Annotated in this window: 14 protein-coding genes and 1 pseudogene; all 15 read left to right on the forward strand. The window is 41.5% G+C overall.

The window, feature by feature from the left end:
- The first annotated feature begins 121 nt into the window (after positions 1-121).
- The 15 genes and pseudogenes from tgt (at position 122) to BUA83_RS04770 (ending at position 18,571) form a co-directional block, all read left to right on the forward strand.
- Positions 122-1,249 carry a tRNA guanosine(34) transglycosylase Tgt gene (tgt, locus tag BUA83_RS04700; protein WP_072935028.1) on the forward strand — a complete coding sequence of 376 codons (1,128 nt, stop codon included), beginning with the start codon at positions 122-124 and terminating at the stop codon, positions 1,247-1,249.
- Between the two features lie 78 nt (positions 1,250-1,327).
- Complete coding sequence (gene yajC, locus BUA83_RS04705; protein WP_234988249.1) at positions 1,328-1,657, forward strand: preprotein translocase subunit YajC; 330 nt, start codon at positions 1,328-1,330, stop codon at positions 1,655-1,657.
- Entirely contained in the window at positions 1,654-2,247 is a 594-nt protein-coding gene (locus BUA83_RS04710; protein ID WP_072935029.1) for a 5-formyltetrahydrofolate cyclo-ligase, read from the forward strand. Before yajC ends, BUA83_RS04710 begins: the two co-directional genes overlap by 4 nt.
- 14 nt (positions 2,248-2,261) lie before the next feature.
- Positions 2,262-2,972, forward strand: a complete 711-nt coding sequence (locus BUA83_RS04715) for a PP2C family protein-serine/threonine phosphatase (protein ID WP_072935092.1) — start codon at positions 2,262-2,264, stop codon at positions 2,970-2,972.
- Between the two features lie 12 nt (positions 2,973-2,984).
- Positions 2,985-3,353 carry a hypothetical protein gene (locus BUA83_RS04720; RefSeq protein ID WP_072935030.1) on the forward strand — a complete coding sequence of 123 codons (369 nt, stop codon included), beginning with the start codon at positions 2,985-2,987 and terminating at the stop codon, positions 3,351-3,353.
- Positions 3,350-4,594, forward strand: a complete 1,245-nt coding sequence (gene secD, locus BUA83_RS04725; RefSeq protein WP_072935031.1) for a protein translocase subunit SecD — start codon at positions 3,350-3,352, stop codon at positions 4,592-4,594. Before BUA83_RS04720 ends, secD begins: the two co-directional genes overlap by 4 nt.
- Positions 4,587-5,501, forward strand: a pseudogene (gene secF, locus BUA83_RS04730) (protein translocase subunit SecF); the annotation flags it as partial. The gene secD and the pseudogene secF, both read left to right, overlap by 8 nt.
- Positions 5,502-5,761: 260 nt before the next feature.
- Entirely contained in the window at positions 5,762-7,720 is a 1,959-nt protein-coding gene (gene recJ / locus BUA83_RS04735) for a single-stranded-DNA-specific exonuclease RecJ (protein WP_072935032.1), read from the forward strand.
- 79 nt (positions 7,721-7,799) lie between these two features.
- Positions 7,800-8,348 carry a helix-turn-helix domain-containing protein gene (locus BUA83_RS04740; protein WP_072935033.1) on the forward strand — a complete coding sequence of 183 codons (549 nt, stop codon included), beginning with the start codon at positions 7,800-7,802 and terminating at the stop codon, positions 8,346-8,348.
- Between the two features lie 165 nt (positions 8,349-8,513).
- Positions 8,514-10,511, forward strand: a complete 1,998-nt coding sequence (locus BUA83_RS04745; protein WP_234988251.1) for a PcfJ domain-containing protein — start codon at positions 8,514-8,516, stop codon at positions 10,509-10,511.
- 306 nt (positions 10,512-10,817) lie between these two features.
- A complete protein-coding gene (tnpA, locus tag BUA83_RS04750; RefSeq protein WP_072935035.1) occupies positions 10,818-11,213 on the forward strand; it encodes an IS200/IS605 family transposase in 396 nt (131 codons plus the stop codon).
- A gap of 5 nt (positions 11,214-11,218) precedes the next feature.
- Entirely contained in the window at positions 11,219-12,328 is a 1,110-nt protein-coding gene (locus tag BUA83_RS04755) for a transposase (RefSeq protein ID WP_234988253.1), read from the forward strand.
- A 964-nt stretch (positions 12,329-13,292) separates the two neighbouring features.
- Entirely contained in the window at positions 13,293-14,756 is a 1,464-nt protein-coding gene (locus BUA83_RS04760; protein ID WP_072935036.1) for an ATP-binding protein, read from the forward strand.
- A complete protein-coding gene (locus BUA83_RS04765) occupies positions 14,749-17,574 on the forward strand; it encodes a Z1 domain-containing protein (RefSeq protein WP_094756463.1) in 2,826 nt (941 codons plus the stop codon). The genes BUA83_RS04760 and BUA83_RS04765 overlap by 8 nt, the downstream gene beginning before the upstream one ends.
- Positions 17,567-18,571 (forward strand): PD-(D/E)XK motif protein, encoded by a 1,005-nt coding sequence (locus tag BUA83_RS04770; protein ID WP_072935037.1) that lies wholly within the window; start codon positions 17,567-17,569, stop codon positions 18,569-18,571. The genes BUA83_RS04765 and BUA83_RS04770 overlap by 8 nt, the downstream gene beginning before the upstream one ends.
- Position 18,572 lies beyond the last annotated feature (1 nt).

Below are 18,572 nucleotides of genomic sequence, written 5' to 3' on the forward strand. Positions count from 1 at the left end.
AAAAGTCCCGGTGCTGAGCCGGGATTTTCTTTTGGTTCAATTCTTCCTTTTTACTGTCATTTATCTTATAATAGAAATGGTGTGTCAAGATTGTTTCATATATTTAAGGAGGGCAGAAAGTTTGCCGGCAATTACTTACGAATTAGTTCATCGGGATGAGAAAACAGGTGCGCGTGCAGGTATAATCCATACGCCGCACGGAAGCTTCGAAACCCCGATTTTTATGCCTGTCGGAACACAGGCAAGTGTAAAAGGAATTTCCCCGGATGAACTCAAAGAGCTTCATGCAGGTATCATCCTGAGCAATACATATCATCTTTTCCTTCGTCCCGGAATGGACCTCGTGCGCGAAGCAGGAGGTCTTCATAAATTTATGCACTGGGACCGCGGAATTTTGACGGACAGCGGCGGATTTCAGGTATTCAGCCTCGGCCCGCTCCGTAAGATAACTGAAGAGGGTGTTACATTCCGTTCGCACATTGACGGTTCCAAGCAGTTCCTTTCCCCTGAGGTCTCTATCGCAGTACAGACCGCCTTGGGTTCGGATATCGTCATGGCCTTTGATGAATGTGTGCCGTATCCCGCTGATTTCGAGTATACGAAAAACTCACTTGCCCGGACGCTGCGCTGGGCAGAACGCTGTAAAAACGCAATGACGCGCGAAGACCAGGGACTCTTTGGAATAGTTCAGGGCGGCATGTATCAGGAGCTTCGTCATGAGAGCGTAGACAGGCTTATTGAAATGGATTTGCCGGGATACTCCATCGGTGGACTTTCTGTAGGCGAGCCGAAGGAAATGATGTACGAGGTTCTCTCATATACAGCTGAACGGCTTCCGTCCAACAAGCCGCGTTACCTCATGGGAGTCGGAACTCCTGACTGTCTGGTGGAATCAGTAGAGCGCGGTATTGATATGTTCGACTGCGTATTCCCGACGCGCGTCGCAAGAAACGGCATGGCGATGACCTGGACGGGCAGATTGGTCATGAAAAACAAGGCATTTGAACATGACCACACTGTACTTGAGGATGGCTGCGGCTGCTACGCATGCAGGAACGGATATACGAGAGCCTATATCCGCCATCTTGTCAGGGCGGGCGAGATTTTCGGACTTCGTCTGCTGACACTGCACAACCTCTGGTTCCTGCAGGATTACATGCGCAAAATGCGCAAGGCGATACTTGAGGACCGCTTCACGGAATTTAAAAATGATTTTTTCCGAAATTATGATATGCGTGGGAAAAATTAACAAAAATATACAAAAATATTGTATAATAACTCATTGGATTATAGTTAATTAGATTACATATGTACTGGAGGAATAATTTTGAGTCAGGAAACGTTGGCAATGCTCAGCACGTACGGCCCGCTTGTTGCGGTAATGATTTTGTTCTACTTCATGCTTTACCGTCCGCAGAAGGCCGAGCAGCAGCGCCGTAAGGAAATGCTGGATAATCTCAAGGTCGGAAATGAAGTAATGACAGTCGGCGGTATATACGGTACTATCAGCCGTATGGAGGATAATGTACTCCATCTTGAGATTGCAGACAAGGTTGTCATCAAGATTGCACGCTCTGCGGTAAACACAAACATCACGACGCGTACATCCGCCAAAGCAGGCGTTGACATGCATTCGAATGAGATGAAGGCTGAATGACATCCGGTCTGACTGAAGAAAAACGTATTTTCCGCAAAACTGCGCTTGAAAAACGCAGAGCACTTTCAAATACAGAAAGAACGAATCACAGCAGCATGATACAAAAGCTGCTGTTTGATTTTTCGGTGTTCAGAGAAGCAAAGCGGATATTTGCGTTTGCATCAATGCCCGATGAAGTTCACACAAATGAAATTCTCGCAAAGATGCTTGAGGCAGGAAAGGAAGTATCCATTCCCCTCATAACCGGTCCCCGTAAAATGGAGGCTGCGGCATTTTCGGATATGGCTGACCTTGTTCCGGAAAAATATGGTATTTTGACTGTAAAACCCGAAAAACGGAGAATCCTTGACCCATCGGAACTGGATTTTGTCCTCGTACCGGGGGTCGCCTTTTCAAGGAACGGAATCCGCCTTGGCATGGGCGGAGGGTATTACGATGATTTTCTGAAAAGAGCATCATCTGCGTACCGGCTTGCGGTTGTTTACGGATGTCAGGTGTTTGATACTGTACCGCAGGAGCCGTGGGATGAGCAGGTGGATGCCATACTTACGGAAAAAGGCATCGCTGTTTGTCCGAAACGCCAGAAATAAGTGTGGTGAAAATCGTGGAAGTAAAAATAGGAATTGCCCGTACATCAAAATATGCAATGGATTACTGCGGCGACAGCTGTGATATAGCGGAGCGTCCTCACGGAGGAATATCCGCGGTCATTGCTGACGGGCAGGGAAACGGCCTTGCTGCCCATCATACCAGCAGCTGGGTTGTAAATAAAGCTGTGTCGCTTTTGGCTGACGGAGCCCGCGACGGGGCAGTGGCACGTGCGGTACATGATTACCTCTATGCCATGAAGGATAAAAAAGTCTCATGCACACTGACGGTACTGAGTGCCGACCTTGAGACGGAAACTGTCGTCATAAGCAGAAATTCGAACTGTCCGGTTATAATAAAGACGCCTGAGTACGAAACTGTATATGATGAAGAAGTTGGCCCGATTGGCGTAAACCGTCATATGAAGCCAATGATGTATGAAGTACCCTTTGAGGAAAACATGATGGTGGTCTCCTATACTGACGGAATTGCACAGGCCGGCAGGAAGCGGGGAGGCCCTCAGGCTGATTTTGAAAAAATCATGGCAATAATTCGTGACAATCCTGCCGAAGACGTAGATTACGTTGCAAAAGCGATACTTGAATACGCCTTGGAAATGGATCATGAACAGGCATCTGACGATATGACTGTCGTAGTGATGAGTATTTTGGGGCAGTCACAGTCCGGACCGAAGATAGAGCAGATTTCGGTCACATATCCGTACTGAGGAGACTTGACTATGCGAATTGCTGTCGTGGGAGTCTGTGCATCCGGTAAGACTACTCTGGTTAAAGGTCTCAAGGATGCAGGTTATGATGCATACAATGTTGCCCAGGAGCATTCCGGAATACACAATTTCTGGAATAAGCATCATCCTGATATATTAGTCATGATTGATGCAACGCTTCCTGCAATTAAAAAACGCCGGCTTGTATATTGGGATCAGGAGCGGCTGGATGTTCAGCATAAACGTCTTGCTGACGCAAAGGCCCATGCCAATCTCTTTATACAGACGGATGCATATAATGCGGACGAGGTCCGCGAACAGGTCATTGACTACATAGAGACCTGGAAAAAGAATCAAACGGAAGGGAATGGAAATAGTTGAGGAAACAGGAATTTCTAAAGCTTATCGTATGCGTTGCGGCAATCGTAGGATTGTTTTGCGCATTCGTTTCACCGCTTGCGTATTCCATACGGCAGGGCCTTGACCTGCAGGGCGGTACACACGTTGTGCTTGAAGCAGAGGATACACCGGAGGCTCCGGTTAACCATGATGCGATGGAGCGTGTTCTCCATATCATGGAAAAACGTGTCAATGAGCTTGGTCTGACAGAACCGATGATTCAGCGTCAGGGTGAACGCAGAATTATCATCGAGCTTCCGGGCATAAAAGACCCGGACAAGGCAATTGCGGTTATCGGTAAAACGGCTATGCTCGAATTTAAGGATGAAGAGGGCAACACCGTTCTTACAGGTACAGACCTCAAGGATGCAAAGGAACAGACTGACCAGCAGAATCAGCATCTCGTATCCCTCGACTTCTCTGACGAGGGCGGAAAGAAATTTGCTGAACTCACAACCAAGAATGTAGGACGCCGTATTGCGATTCTTCTTGATGGAGAAGTACTGACCGCTCCGAACGTAAAAGAACCAATAACAGGCGGCAAAGCTGTCATCACAGGACAGCGCTCCCTCGAAGAAGCGCATAACCTTGCTATTCTCCTCCGCAGCGGCGCGCTCCCTGTAAAGGTCAATATCATCGAGACACGCACAGTAGGACCGACACTTGGACAGGACTCCAAGGACAAGAGTGAATTCGCTTTCACAATCGGTATCGGCGCAGTCCTCGTATTCATGCTGCTCTTCTATCGTCTTTCGGGACTCATTGCAGATATCAGCCTTATGGCGTATGTACTGCTGCTCCTTGCGGCGCTCAAATTCCTTGATGCGACGCTTACACTTCCGGGTGTTGCCGGTATCATACTTTCAGTTGGTATGGCCGTCGATGCGAACGTCCTGATATTTGAGCATTTCAAAGAAGAATACAAAAAAGGCTCAACACTCCGTATGTCCATGAACAACGGATTCAAGCGTGCCTTTACAACGATTTTTGACTCAAACCTTACAACGATTATTGCCGCGATGGTGCTGTTTGCATTCGGAACAGGCTCCATCCGCGGATTTGCGATTACCTTGGGACTTGGTGTTGTACTGAGTATGTTTACGGCAATCACACTCTCGAACTTCATGCTGAAAATGCTTGTAGGCTCGAACGTGGTTACGAGCCCGTTCCTCTTGGGTGCGCAGGCACGTGAAAACGGAACGGAGGTGAATAACCGTGCTTGAAAATGCAAAGTTTGATATCGTCGGACGTCGTAAAATCTGGTATCTGATTTCACTCCTTATCATCATTCCGGGTATTTTCTGCATGGTGACAAAGGGCTTCAACTTCGGTATCGACTTCACCGGCGGTACGATTATTGAAATGCGCTTTGATAAACCTGTCGGAATACAGTCAGTCCGCGAGGTAATGGCACAGTATAAGCTGGACAACGCACAGATTCAGCTCTCCGGCGAGTCCTCCAGTGCTCTTGAGGCACGTGATGTCATGATTCGTACGGTTGACCTTGAAGAATCAGAACGTAAGGCTGTCATGGCCTCCATGAAAGAAAAGCTGGGAGACTATCAGATGCTCCGTGAAGAAAAAGTCGGAGCAACCATGGGAACTGAGCTTTTGCTTAACGCTTTGTGGGCAACGCTCCTTTCATGGGCACTCATCGTTGTGTATGTATCCTTCCGTTTCGAGTTCCGCTTCGGTCTCGCGGCGGTGCTTGCATTGATTCATGACGTGCTCATCGTTCTCGCTGCATTCTCCTTCACACAGCGCCAGATTGATTCCTCGTTTGTCGCTGCACTCCTTACGATTGTCGGTTACTCCATCAACGATACAATCGTTATATTTGACCGTATTCGCGAAAACCTGAAGCTTCACTTCCGCCGCGGCGGTGATGTTATCGCGCTTGCAAACCGCAGTATATATCAGACACTTACGCGTTCCATATACACGGTCGTCACGGTTCTCTTCACAACCTTTGCACTCTATTGGTTCGGCGGCGATACGACGAAGGACTTCTCCTTTGCACTGCTCGTCGGCTTCATGAGCGGCTGCTATTCGTCCATATTTATTGCAAGCCCGCTCTGGGCTACCTTCCGTGAATGGGCGGAAAACAAAAAAGCTGCGAAGCGTGCGGCAGAACAGCCGAAAAAAGAAAAAACATCTGACGAAGAAGCTGAGGATGAAGATAACGCTGAGGCTGTCCATGAGGCTCATAAGCCGAAGAAAAACGCAAAAAAGCCTGTAACAGAAAAACCGGTATACAAAAAGAAGAAAAAGACGGCAGAGAAAACTGAGCAGGAAGAACCTGTTGAGACCATGCCGGAAGAATCCAAAGAATAAAATTGAGATCAGCCTGCCCTTTTTGGGCAGGCTGTACTTGTACGGAGAAAAATACCATGGACAAAAAATGGACAATTCGCACACACGATGAAAAGCTTGAGACAGATTTTTCAAAGGAGCTTGGAGTCACCCGTCTCGTAGCAGGAATCTTACTGGAAAGAGGAATCTCGGACACAGAAGAAGCAAAATGCTTTCTTGACCCCGTGAACACACAGCCATTCTATGACCCGTTTCTGCTTCCGGATATGAATCCTGCGGTAGGACGTATCAAACGCGCCATAGAAAACAATGAGCGGATAACAGTGTACGGAGATTATGATGTAGACGGTATATCGGCTGTAACCATACTCATGAGGGGACTGCGACGTCTGGGTGCCGACGTATCATATTACATTCCGAACCGCCACACAGAAGGCTACGGCATACACACAGAAGCATTGGAGAAGATTGCAGCAGAAGGAGCCTCTCTTCTGGTATCCGTTGACTGCGGAATTACATCTGTTGAAGCAGTAGAAGCCATGACAGGAAAGCTGGACATAATCATAACAGACCACCATCTGCCCGAAGGGCCGCTGCCTGAGGCTATCGCTGTAATCGACGCGCATCGTGACGACAGCATATATCCCTATGCAGACCTGTGCGGAGCAGGAGTTGCGTTTAAGCTTTGTCAGGCACTCTTTGCCGAAATGCGTGACGAACCCTATGAAACATATACAAAGGACATAGAAATCGCTGCACTTGGGACGATTGCCGACCTGGTTCCCCTCAAGGGAGAAAATCGCAAAATCACCGCAATAGGACTCACAAAATTTCAGACGACAGAGCTTGTGGGACTGCGCGCCCTGATTGAAGCCGCAGGGTGTAAGGACAAGAAAATAAATGCAGGACACGTAGGCTTCAGTATTGCACCGCGGCTCAATGCCGCAGGCCGTCTCGAAACTGCCTCGAAAGGCGCGGAGCTTCTTCTGACACAGGATGAAACGAAAGCGGCGGAGCTGGCTGCGGAGCTTTCAGGAATAAACAGCGAACGTCAGGGCATAGAGCAGGAAATATTCGAAGCAGCAGAACAAAAACTGGAAAATATCGACATTGAACAGGCTCATGTAATCGTCGTCGCCGGAGAAGACTGGAATCCCGGTGTCATAGGGCTTGCCGCGTCCAAGCTCACAGAAAAATATTACCGTCCCTCTATCGTAATCGGCATAAAAGACGGAGTAGGAAAAGGCTCCTGCCGCAGTATCGACGGCTTCCACATATTTGAAGCACTTTCTGCATGCAAGGATGACCTGATACAGTTCGGAGGACACGCAATGGCGGCAGGTCTGACAGTAGACGCTGACAAAATAGATGACCTTCGTGAAAGCCTTGAAAAATGGGCCCGTGAGAATATCAGGGAAGAAGTCTATCAGCCTGTACTGAAGCTTGAAGCAGAGCTTCCTGTAGGCAAAATCGACTTTGAACTCATGAAAGAACTGGAAAAGCTGGAACCCTACGGCATGGGAAATCCAAGGCCTCTTTTTGCTGACTTCAACGTAACAGCGGAGCAGGCAAGAAGCATGGGAAAAGACGGAAAGCACCTGATGATGATATTTCCGGGGAATTTCCGTGCTATCATGTGGAATCACGGCGAAGATGTACCGATGCTCCAAAGCGGCGCTGTAGACATAGCCTACGTCCCTGAAATCAATGAATGGAATGGAAACCAGTCTATAGAAGCCAGACTATCCGAGCTGCGTGAGACAGAAAGCCGAAGAATCAACCCAACAAGAGAAATACTGGCAGGAGTCTATCGCGTAATGCGCAGCCGCGCCGATGCAGAGCAAACCGTACACGGAACAGAAATGCAGCTCGCAGCCGCCTGCGGTGTTTCCACATACACCTATCGCCTTGCAGTCAGGATATTCGAAGAGCTTGGACTGATGCAGACAAAGGAAGATGGAGTATACGTCCCCGCATCACCTGAAAAACGCTCCCTCAAAGACTCCGAGACCTTCAGACGCTGCAGCGGAAAATAAATAAAATGTCGCTTTCAAAGAGACCTTTCGTCAATAAAAAAATGCTAATATAAAAACAGATAGATATAAGGTGATTATTTTGGAGGATTACAAAGAAAAGCTTATAGAATCCCTTCGGGATTACATGCGCAGAAATTATATTGAGATGCCAAGCATCCACTATTCTATTTCTATTGAAGAACCTCCACAGGCGCATGATGAAAATGAACTTGATGAAATCTGGTTAAAAGAACACTCCAAAACGCAATGTATCCGATTACGCTTAAAGGCTTTTTTAAGCCGGAAAAAAATAGTCTCATTCGGTGATAAGCTGCAGGAATGGATGGATAGAAAAGGACTTACTGGTGTTGAACTGTATAAGGCGGTACATATGGATAGGCGATTGTTTTCTAAAATCCTTACGGAGCAATTTTATCATCCAAGTAAAAATACGGCAGTACTTCTTGCACTGGCGATGCGGTTAACATCAAGTGAGGCACTGGAATTTGTGCAAATGGCCGGTTACTATCTGTCAAAAGAAGATAAACGGGACCTGATTATAAGTTTTTGTTTTGAAGAGCAGGTTTATGATGTGATGATTGTCGATGAGCTATTACACATGTATGATTGCAGCCCCTTGATGCAATAGGAAAAATAGAATTAATGAGAAAGGCAGGCGGTTATTATGCTGAATATTGCATTTCAGTATGACGTTTACTCAAAAGAATGGGTAGTATGCAAAGATGAAGTCTGCCTTTATGAGGATATCGAGAAGATTCCATGTGCTGTTTTGATTCCCCATGCTCCAAAGAGCATGATATATGTAACTGTACAGCCGGTAGGGCAGAAGTCTTTCGTTAAGGAACTTGAGAATGGCGAGAAAGCTGATATCAAGCATGTGCTGACGGCAGCAGCAGAGGAAAAGGATTATCTCTATAAGCCTCCGTATATTGAGGTGAACGGAGAATATGCTTTCAGGTGGCGTATTTTTCAATCAACGGCCGGGGGTGCAATTAACATTGCTTGCGATATCGCATCGGTGATAATTCGCCAAAATGGTGATTTTTTGAAAAAATGGTGTACATGGAAAACTGTTTCATGTGTTGCTAATCAAAAAAAGGATATAATTCTTTTTAAAAATTTAGATACAGCCTATAGTAAGGATTTGTACGACATAAGGCGTATGGATCAACAACCGAAATTACGCATACCGGATATTGTGGCTGGCACGGCAATCGAAGCAATGCGTGACGGAACCGGGGTGTTGGAAGGAATTCGGCCAAGTGTATTGAGCTGTACATCCGGTTGGGAAAAAATACTTGCTTATTTTGAACATCCATTTGATGTAAATATTTATTATTTAAAAAATTTTATCGGAGATGCTTTTGATGAATTATTTCCAAGGAATTGCAGAGATAATTTCAGACCTCTTTGTGATTATCTTGAGATAAGAAAACCACCTAAAAGCCTTCGTAAAGCGCATACGTTCTATCCATACGCTGTTGTTTGGTTTTGCATTTTTCGTCAATGGGGGATTCATGACATAAATCTGATACAGAGGTTCTTCTCATTTCAAAAATGGAATAAAAACAGGAGCCTGGAACCTTTTCATTACTTCCCTAAAGAAAAATATGTTGGGCTGTTTAATTATTATGCAAAGGAAAATTGGAAGAGATTCGAATATTTTTGCAAATGGCTGATTGAAAGAATCGGAGAAAAAAGATTTATGCAGTGGTTCTATCAGACAGTAAAAGAAGACAGCATTGGTCAAATGGCCAAGGATTGTCTTCGGATGTTCTATGGGCACGCGGATGACATATCGGAAGAACTGCGTGAATTAATAGCACGTGAGAAGCTTTCGAACAGAGTACATAACGCGCTTTGTTCCGAGACTGCTTTTTTGAAAAGGCAAAAATACGAACGCATACTGTATGAGGATGCAATGGCAAAATTGGAATGCAATCTCAACGATTATGAATTTCGTCTTACACACAGTACGCAAACAATAGTTCAGCTTGGAATGATATTCAGTAATTGTGTCGCCGGATATTGCGATGATGCAATCAATAAAAGATGTGCAATCGCCTATGTACGGCAGGGTGACAGATACGTGGCATGTATAGAGCTGATAAACCGGCATGGTAAATTACATATTAAGCAGGCGCTTGGTAAATATAATGAGTATTTGGATGAGACGGACCGGTTTTTCTGTCGGTATTGGGCGAACCTGTTCAAAATGACATATGAGGAAAAATATCTCGGAGCTAAAGAAAGAGACATAATCATTCCGGATGTAAAATATGAAAGGATTTCACATCAAAAAGGAATAGATGAGATGTATTTGAAAGAGCTGCAGGAAATACCTAAGAAGAAAATTGTCAGAGGGTATTACGAAATACTCTGGAAAGAGCTAAAGAATGTAACCAAAAAAAGGCTGAATGAACCTCCATGGATGCATTTCACAGATGAGTATGCCAGGTTGATGTACCTTTATCCTGAGGCACAACGTATTTATGAAGCCGCTTTTGACGGAAACATGGAAGCAGCTTATGTACTGGGGCAAATCTACATGGACGACATAGGTGTTCCACACGATTATTCACTTGCCAAAAAATGGATGAAGACAGCGAAAAGTGCAGGACACCCTAATGCGTGGCGTGTGCTGAAATCAATCCAATTAATTGCGCATATGACAAATGATGATATGGATGAATATGAAAGAAGGCTTGCGAAAGCAATACTGAGGCTGAGGCAAAAATCAATTATTGAAGATGGGAATCAAAAGCTGAATTTGCTCGATAATGCCGGGTAATGTATCGGTCATAGCCCCAATCTTCATAAATAAAATATATATAAGGAGGAATGGTTATAATGAAAAAGTTTAGTATCTTTTTTGTCGTGTGCTTTACTGTTTTGATTACGTCAATTTGTTCGGCTAATTTTGGATTTGGAAAAGAAAAAATAGGGATTTTAACCTAACCCGCGAGAAGTCCTCCACCTCTTAGGTGGGGGATGAAGGCGGGTATGGCGAATTTACGTAAGTAATTGATCCATACAATTGCTTTTTGTCTTATTGGGTAGTATAATCAGTCGTAAAAGAGAAAGGACTTATTATACTATGGAATTAGATAACAATAACCATTCAGTGTTCTTACTCTGTTATCATCTGGTTTTGGTAGTGAAGTATCGTCGCAAGGTATTCTCTGACCGAATGAGCCAATATGCTAAAGATATTTTTGTTCGCATTGGCTCATCATACAACATTACGTTGGAGGAATGGAATCACGACCAAGACCATGTGCATATCATGTTCCGTGCTCATCCTAATACAGAGCTGTCGAAATTCATCAATGCTTATAAAAGTGCCAGCTCTAGGCTAATCAAAAAAGATTTTCCAGAGGTTAGGCGCAAGCTGTGGAAAGAAATGTTTTGGTCGAGAAGTTATTGCCTGTTGACAACAGGCGGTGCTCCTATTGAGACAATTAGGAAATACATAGAAAATCAAGGCAGGTGATTATAGTGAATAAGGCATACCGATACAGACTCTACCCAACAACTGAACAAAAAATTATGTTTGCTAAGACTTTCGGCTGTGCCAGATTCATCTATAACAAGATGCTTGGTGACCGCCTTGACTACTACAAAGAGACAGGCAAGAAGCTGAACAACACTCCCGCACAATACAAATCTGAATTTCCTTGGCTAAAGGAAGTAGACAGCTTGGCTCTTGCAAATGCTCAGCTAAACCTGAATAAGGCTTACAACAACTTTTGGAATAATCGCAGGCACTTTGGAAAACCACGCTTAAAGTCTAAGAAAACGGGGCATTGTTCGTACTCTACGAACAATCAGAAAGGCTCTGTCCGATTAGATGGTAATAAGGTAAAACTGCCGAAAGTTGGTTGGGTAAAATTATGCCTGCATCGCCCGCTGATGGAAAATAGCACTATTAAGACTGTAACCATAAGCAGGACACCAACAGGAAAATACTACATCAGTATTCTTGTAGAGTATGAAAACCAAATACTCCCCATAATACCGAAGAACTTTCTTGGGCTGGACTTTGCTATGCACGGTTTGTATGTTGCTTCCGATGAGGATGATGCGGACTATCCAAATTTCTTGAGGAAAGCCGAGAAAAGATTAGCCAAAGCACAAAGAAAACTTTCTAAGCGGCAAAAGGGAAGTCATAACCGAGACAAACAAAGGTTGCGTGTAGCTAAGTTTCATGAAAAAATTGCCAACCAACGCCATGACTTCCTTCATAAAAAAGCCCGCTACTTGGTAGACCGCTATGACGCCATAGGCATAGAAGATATTAGTGTCAAAGCTATGGCGAAGCATAAGAAAGGCGGAAAATTCAGCTTTGGTAAATCCGTAGCCGACAATGGCTGGAACATGTTCACAAATATACTGGAGTACAAGCTTGCATGGCAGGGCAAACAACTTATAAAGATAGACAAGTGGTATCCAAGCAGTCAATTATGCCATATTTGCGGCTATCAAAATGACGAAACTAAAAACTTGTCTGTGAGAGAATGGGATTGTCCCGCTTGTGGCAGTCACCATAACCGCGATAAAAACGCTGCAATAAATATTCGAGAAGAAGCTAGACGAATATCTGCCTAACTAATCTCGTAAAATACCGTGGGTCGCACGGGAATCTACGCCTGTGGAGAGAGTGTAAGTCGCTGCAACTCTTCGGAGTCGGTGGTGCTGTTCTCGTGGAAGCAGGAAGCTCCCGCCTCTATAGGCGGGGGTACGTTCACTAAAGATATGCGAGATATAGGGAAATACATGACAGATGTAATAGTTAATCACAAGTTCATATCCAAGCAGCAAAACAATCGGTAGTATAAAATAACATGCAAGATAAAAAGCAAGAAAATATGCAAGTATACGGGCTGTGGAAAATGTAAAAATGGCCTTCTTTTATGGAAGGCAAAAAAGCATTTTTCGCAGCCCCTTTTTTGTATACGAAAACAACAAAAAATTTACTGAACCCAAAGCAAAACTGCATACGGCAAAAGGCATAAGTGATATAATCTAAATCATAAGTAAACTCTAATATGTAAGAAAATACGTAAGATAATACGCAAGATAATGCGTAAGATAATATGCAAGAAGATACAGGAAGATACAAGGAAAAGTTTGTAAGAATATAGCGTGCAGAGCTAAACGCCGAAATCCAAAATGGATTTCGGCGTTTTTATGTGCGTGAAGAATTTACTATTATTACTTGGATTTTTATTCAAAAAGGTGTAATGAAAAAACATAGGGAGTTATAAGATAAATTTAAATTGATCAGCGAGAAAGGAAAGTATGTTTGAAAATGCAAATACAAAAAAATATGGCTTTGAATAATATTCATTGTTTTATGTATAATGCTGTGCTACCATTGAGCATGGATAGGTGTATTGTTAAAGGAACAATAAAAAATTAAGCTTTTGTTTATATAGTGTTAAAATCGATTTGTCTAAAGGGCTTCACTGTGTGTCGCAAATTTAATTTACAAAATTTTGCATTGAACTAAATGAGATGCAATTAAGGTGATTTTGCGAGATTGAGATGCTTGGTTAAATGAGGTGTTTCTATGTCGATTTATCCTTCAATGCCGCAAGCAAATTTGCTGTTGCAATCATTACGATCAGTTGGATATTCTGAAGAAACTGCTGTTGCAGATATTGTGGATAATGCTATTTCGGCAGATGCAGACAAAATTGTTATCAATTTTGATTGGGCTAATAAATGTATTTCCGTCGTAGATAATGGTTATGGCATGGAAGAAGCAGAGTTGTATAAAAATATGCAGATTGGTTCATCAGATCCAACTCAAATGAGATCAAGTAAAGACCTTGGTCGTTTTGGAATGGGAATGAAAACGGCAGCATTCTCATTGGGTAGAAAAGTTTCTGTGATAACGAGTAAGAATAACAAAATTAGCAATGCATCTTGGGATTTAGATAAGGTTGAACAAATAGGATGGAATCTAGTTATTGATGATGAAGGTACCTATGATTCATTTTTAAATAATTTCCGGGATCATGGAACAGCAGTAGTAATTAGTGTACTTGACAATCTTGTTAATGAGTCTGATTTAACTAAGTCAAAAAAACATTTTTACTCAGTTATTCAAAAAGTTGCAGAACATCTTAGGTTAGTATTTCATAGGTTTATATCAGAAGACGGACTGAAAATATATGTAAATAGTGAACAAGAACTTAGTGCATGGGATCCGTTTATAACGAAAAATCCGGCAACGCAGGAACTGGCAGACGAAGAAGTATGGGATCCTCAGTATCGCACATGTACAAATATACAGCCATATGTTTTACCGCATAAGACAAAATTTTCATCGGATGAAGAATATGAGGAAGCTGCAGGGATTAAAGGATGGAACAGACACCAAGGCATATACATATATAGAAACAGAAGGCTTATTATTTACGGAACTTGGTTTGATATTATCAGGAAAGAACCAGCATTTAATTTAGCCAGAATCAAAATTGATATTTCTTCGGACGCTGATGAGGATTGGAAAATTGATATAAAGAAATCAAGAGCCTCTTTACCGATTTATCTGCGAGATAGAATTATTTCCGCTATAGATGATTGTACAACGAGATCTACCAAAGTTTTTAATTCAAGGGGGGCATATTCGAAGGGACCTGTGACACCAAATTTAGATTTTGTGTGGGAGCAGACACGAAATAATGGTAATTATTTTTTTAGGATAAACAAGAAACATCCCTTGCTGAATTCAATAAGAGCGGAATTAGATGATGATGGACGAAATAGATTAAAAGCATATTTGTGTTTGATTGAAAATTTTGCCCCTTTTATGAGGAATGGCATTGTCAATACATTAAATACTGGAGAAGCGAAGAAAGATGATTTCCAGAGACAAAAGGATTTAACAGACATTAAAAGTTATGCAACTGTCTTTAAAAGAAACGGTTTTTCGAAAGAAGAAATAATCGAAACGCTTGAAGGTATGGCATCTTACTACTATCTCGTTGATGAGATAGAGAAAATTGTGGGTGAAATAAATGATTAATGATATCGGAAATAAAGATAGATATGAGCAGAACCTTTATCGGGCAGCTGTTTTGCGATGTATAAAATTAGTAAAAGATGATAATGAGGATATTAAAAACGCAGTTGAGGAAGTTGCGGTTGAATTTTCCAGGCTTGTAAAAGATGTCAATAATCTTAAGAATTTTCTGTATCAGGAAGTAACTCAAGAGGGCAGTACGCATCCTGTTATTATGACAGAAAATGTACGTCAAAGAGATTGGTGGAATAATCGAAAAAAATCAAACGATATTCCCATGGGCTATGTTATCAGGTATTTTGATTATTTATCAGCGAAACCTGGTTGGAGTGAGATGTCTATAAAAGATCTCGATGTTTCTACAGATGAGGTAATGAATGCACTTGCTAACCCAACGTTAAAGAAAGCTGACGAACGACGTGGATTGGTATATGGAGATGTTCAGTCTGGAAAAACGGCACACTATATTGGATTGATAAACAAAGCATACTCAGCAGGATATAAAATTATTATTGTGCTTACAGGTATGCAGAATAGTCTTCGTAGTCAGACTCAGGCACGTGTCGATGAAGAAGTGTTGGGATATGAAACAAGTAATGAAATATCTTTTGAAGAACAGCTAAAGCAAAACGTCATTGGTGTTGGAACTGTTATCCCCAATGCCGATGTTGGACCTTTACAGTCAATAACCAATAGAGATGAAAAAGGTGATTTTAATAAAAAACTGTCTACTGGTTCGTTTATGCCGCCGTTTATTATAATAACCAAAAAAGTAAGTTCAGTACTTAAGTATATAATTAGCAGTTTATCAAAGAATACTATAACAAAAGTAATAAATGGCAAGAAAATAATACCTGCTTCATACCCTGCGTTAATTATTGATGATGAGGCAGATCAGGCATCAATAAATACGAAAGATGTGGAAAAAACTGATAATCCTTCAACAATAAATGGTCTGATTCGTAAATTGTTGAATTTATTTGAGTGTAAATCATATGTTGGATATACTGCGACACCATTTGCCAATATTTTTATCCCATATAGAACAGATGATGATATTTATGGAAAGGATTTGTTTCCTAAGGATTTTATTGCGAAAGCACCAAGACCGGAACTATATGTTGGGGCACGAGAATTTTTCGGACTTGGAGAAGAAGAAATTAAGCCGATGCCACTTATGCGCATGATTTCTGCCGGACAGAGCTTTCTTTCGCAAGGAACTAAGAAAGATGACTATGTAGGAGAATTGCCAAGCGAACTTAAGGAAGCAATAAAATTTTTCTTTATTTCAACAGCTATTCGTAATTTAAGAGGTCAAAGAAACAAACCTAATACAATGCTGATTCATATTGTTAGATTTGTTGATCAACAAAAAACAATAAAGAAGAAAATTGATAAATATGTTCGTGAAGAAATTTTTAATTTTATATCATATGGAGATGGTGAAATAAGAAAGGCTTTTGAAAACATTTATTTCTCCGATTTTGTTCCTACAACAAAAGAGATTAGAGTTTGTTTCTCAAAGTATTCTCAGGGATGCAATGAAATAGATTTTGATAGCATATGGAAAGAGATAACTCGGTTAGTCAGTGCGAAGGAATTAAAAATTTGGGCGATAAATGGAAAATCTGATGATAGCCTAATCTATAAAAACTATAAAGATCAGCCGTTTAATGTTATAGCAATTGGCGGTGATAAATTATCCAGAGGCTTGACGCTGGAAGGATTAACAATTAGTTATTTTACCAGAGCAGCATCTGCTATGGACACATTATTGCAGATGGGCAGATGGTTTGGTTATAGACCAGCATATTTGGATGTTTGCCGCATTTTTACCACACAGGATTTGTTTAATAAATTTAAGATTATTTCATATTCTGTAGCTAATTTATCGGCTCAATTTGATGATATGAATACACTTAAGTCTGATCCAGAACATTTTGGTTTGAAAGTGGCCACGAATCCGGAAATACTTATTTCAGCTAGAAATAAAGTCAGAACAGGGGCGGATTATCAGGCGGATTTCAGCAATCATCTCACTCAGACACGATTAATTGATGCTGATCCAGAAATCATTGAAGAGAATTATCAGACTGTTAATAATTTCTTGTCATCATTAGATTCGAATAGGTTCAGTATGGGGGATTCTGCTGGTTTATCCAAATATATCCCATCAGACACTAAAACGGGGAAGACATATTGGATAGGTGTTCCTGGGGCTCTGGTAGCGGATTTTTTTGATAAATACCATACATCCAAAACAGCGACTAAAGCGAGCAGTCGGCATATTGCAGATTATATTCGCGAGATGCAAAAATATAATGGACTGACAGATTGGACAGTTTGCTTGTGCGGAACAGATAAAAATAATACTCCGACATTAATAGCTACAGAATCTAAATTTGGTCCTATCAAGGTAAATGGAATAGTTCGTAACCGCAGTGCAATGAATGAAAAGAATAAAGAAATAGAGGAAGCAACTGGAACTACCAGAGATTTACATGCGTTGATATCTGGAGGCGATGAGGAACTGGATTATACAGCAGATCAGCATGACCTCGCTAAAAACGAAAAAGAAAATCTTAAAAAGAAAACTAGAGATAATCAGTTTATTGCACGGGAAGTAAGAAGAGTGGTTCGTACTTTTGATCATGGTTTTTTGTTGCTTTATCCGATTGAGTGGGCTGCAGAAGATTTGAAAGCATATGATAATAAGGCTCCGTACGGATTTGCGGTTGTTTTTCCGGATAGACAGGGCAAAGGCAATCTTAAGTCGTACAAATTAAATGAAGTTGCCATGGAGTTGGATGATTATGAATAAAACCAACGAAATTTATCAGTCACTATTAAATGATTTGAAAACCAATAATTATAAAATCGATAGTAATTTATATCGTAAATATGTGTGTGCAAGTGGTGAAGGCATAGTATATTCTGTCTCTGTTAGGGAACGGATGAGAACAGTATCTATCCCCATTGTGAAGGAAAATAAAGGAATAAAGTATCCTATGTGGAAAGGTGTTGAAATATCATTTGTTACGCTTCCTGAATATTCTGGTGAGTCACAGATTTATGTTCAGTTAAAGCAGATGCCTGCAACAGAAGCTTATATTTTTGAAATTATAGTTGAAGATATAAGAAAGGCTCTGGCAGAAGAAAAGCATATTACAGATTTTGCTAATACAACGTATAGTATTTTAAAAAAATGGAAAGATTTTTTTAGTGCAGGAAAAATTCCAATTTTAAGCGAAGCAAGTGCTCAGGGATTATATGGCGAATTGCTTTTTTTAAAAGAGCTAATCGAAGAAAGTGGGACTACGGTTGTTAATTCATGGGCAGGGATTAATAACGAAACACATGATTTTTATATCGGGAAAAATGCGGTTGAGGTAAAAACGACTGTAACACAAGCACCATATATGGCACATATAAGTAGTGAATATCAGTTGGATGATAATGATGTAAATGGAAGACTTTTCTTGAGAATGTATGTTTTTCGCAAAGACTCTAATGGTGGAGAAAAATTGCCAGATTTAATACTTAAAATTAGGGAGATGTTGAGAAATGATAATAGTTCTTTAGATATTTTTAATAATAAGCTAGCAAAAGCTGGATATCTGGATATAACAGCAAGCTATTATACGACAGGGTATACGAAAAGAGAGACTTATTCTTTTGAAGTAAAAAAAGGATTTCCAAGAGTTATTAGGGAGCAGCTTGTTAAGGGAATCTATGATTTGGAATACAGTGTTTCGGCATCACACTGTATGGAGTTTGCGATTGACGCAAGAGAACTAATTGAGGCATTAAAGAGGTAAT

The sequence above is a fragment of the Schwartzia succinivorans DSM 10502 genome, assembly GCF_900129225.1.
Lineage (GTDB): Bacteria > Bacillota > Negativicutes > Selenomonadales > Selenomonadaceae > Schwartzia > Schwartzia succinivorans.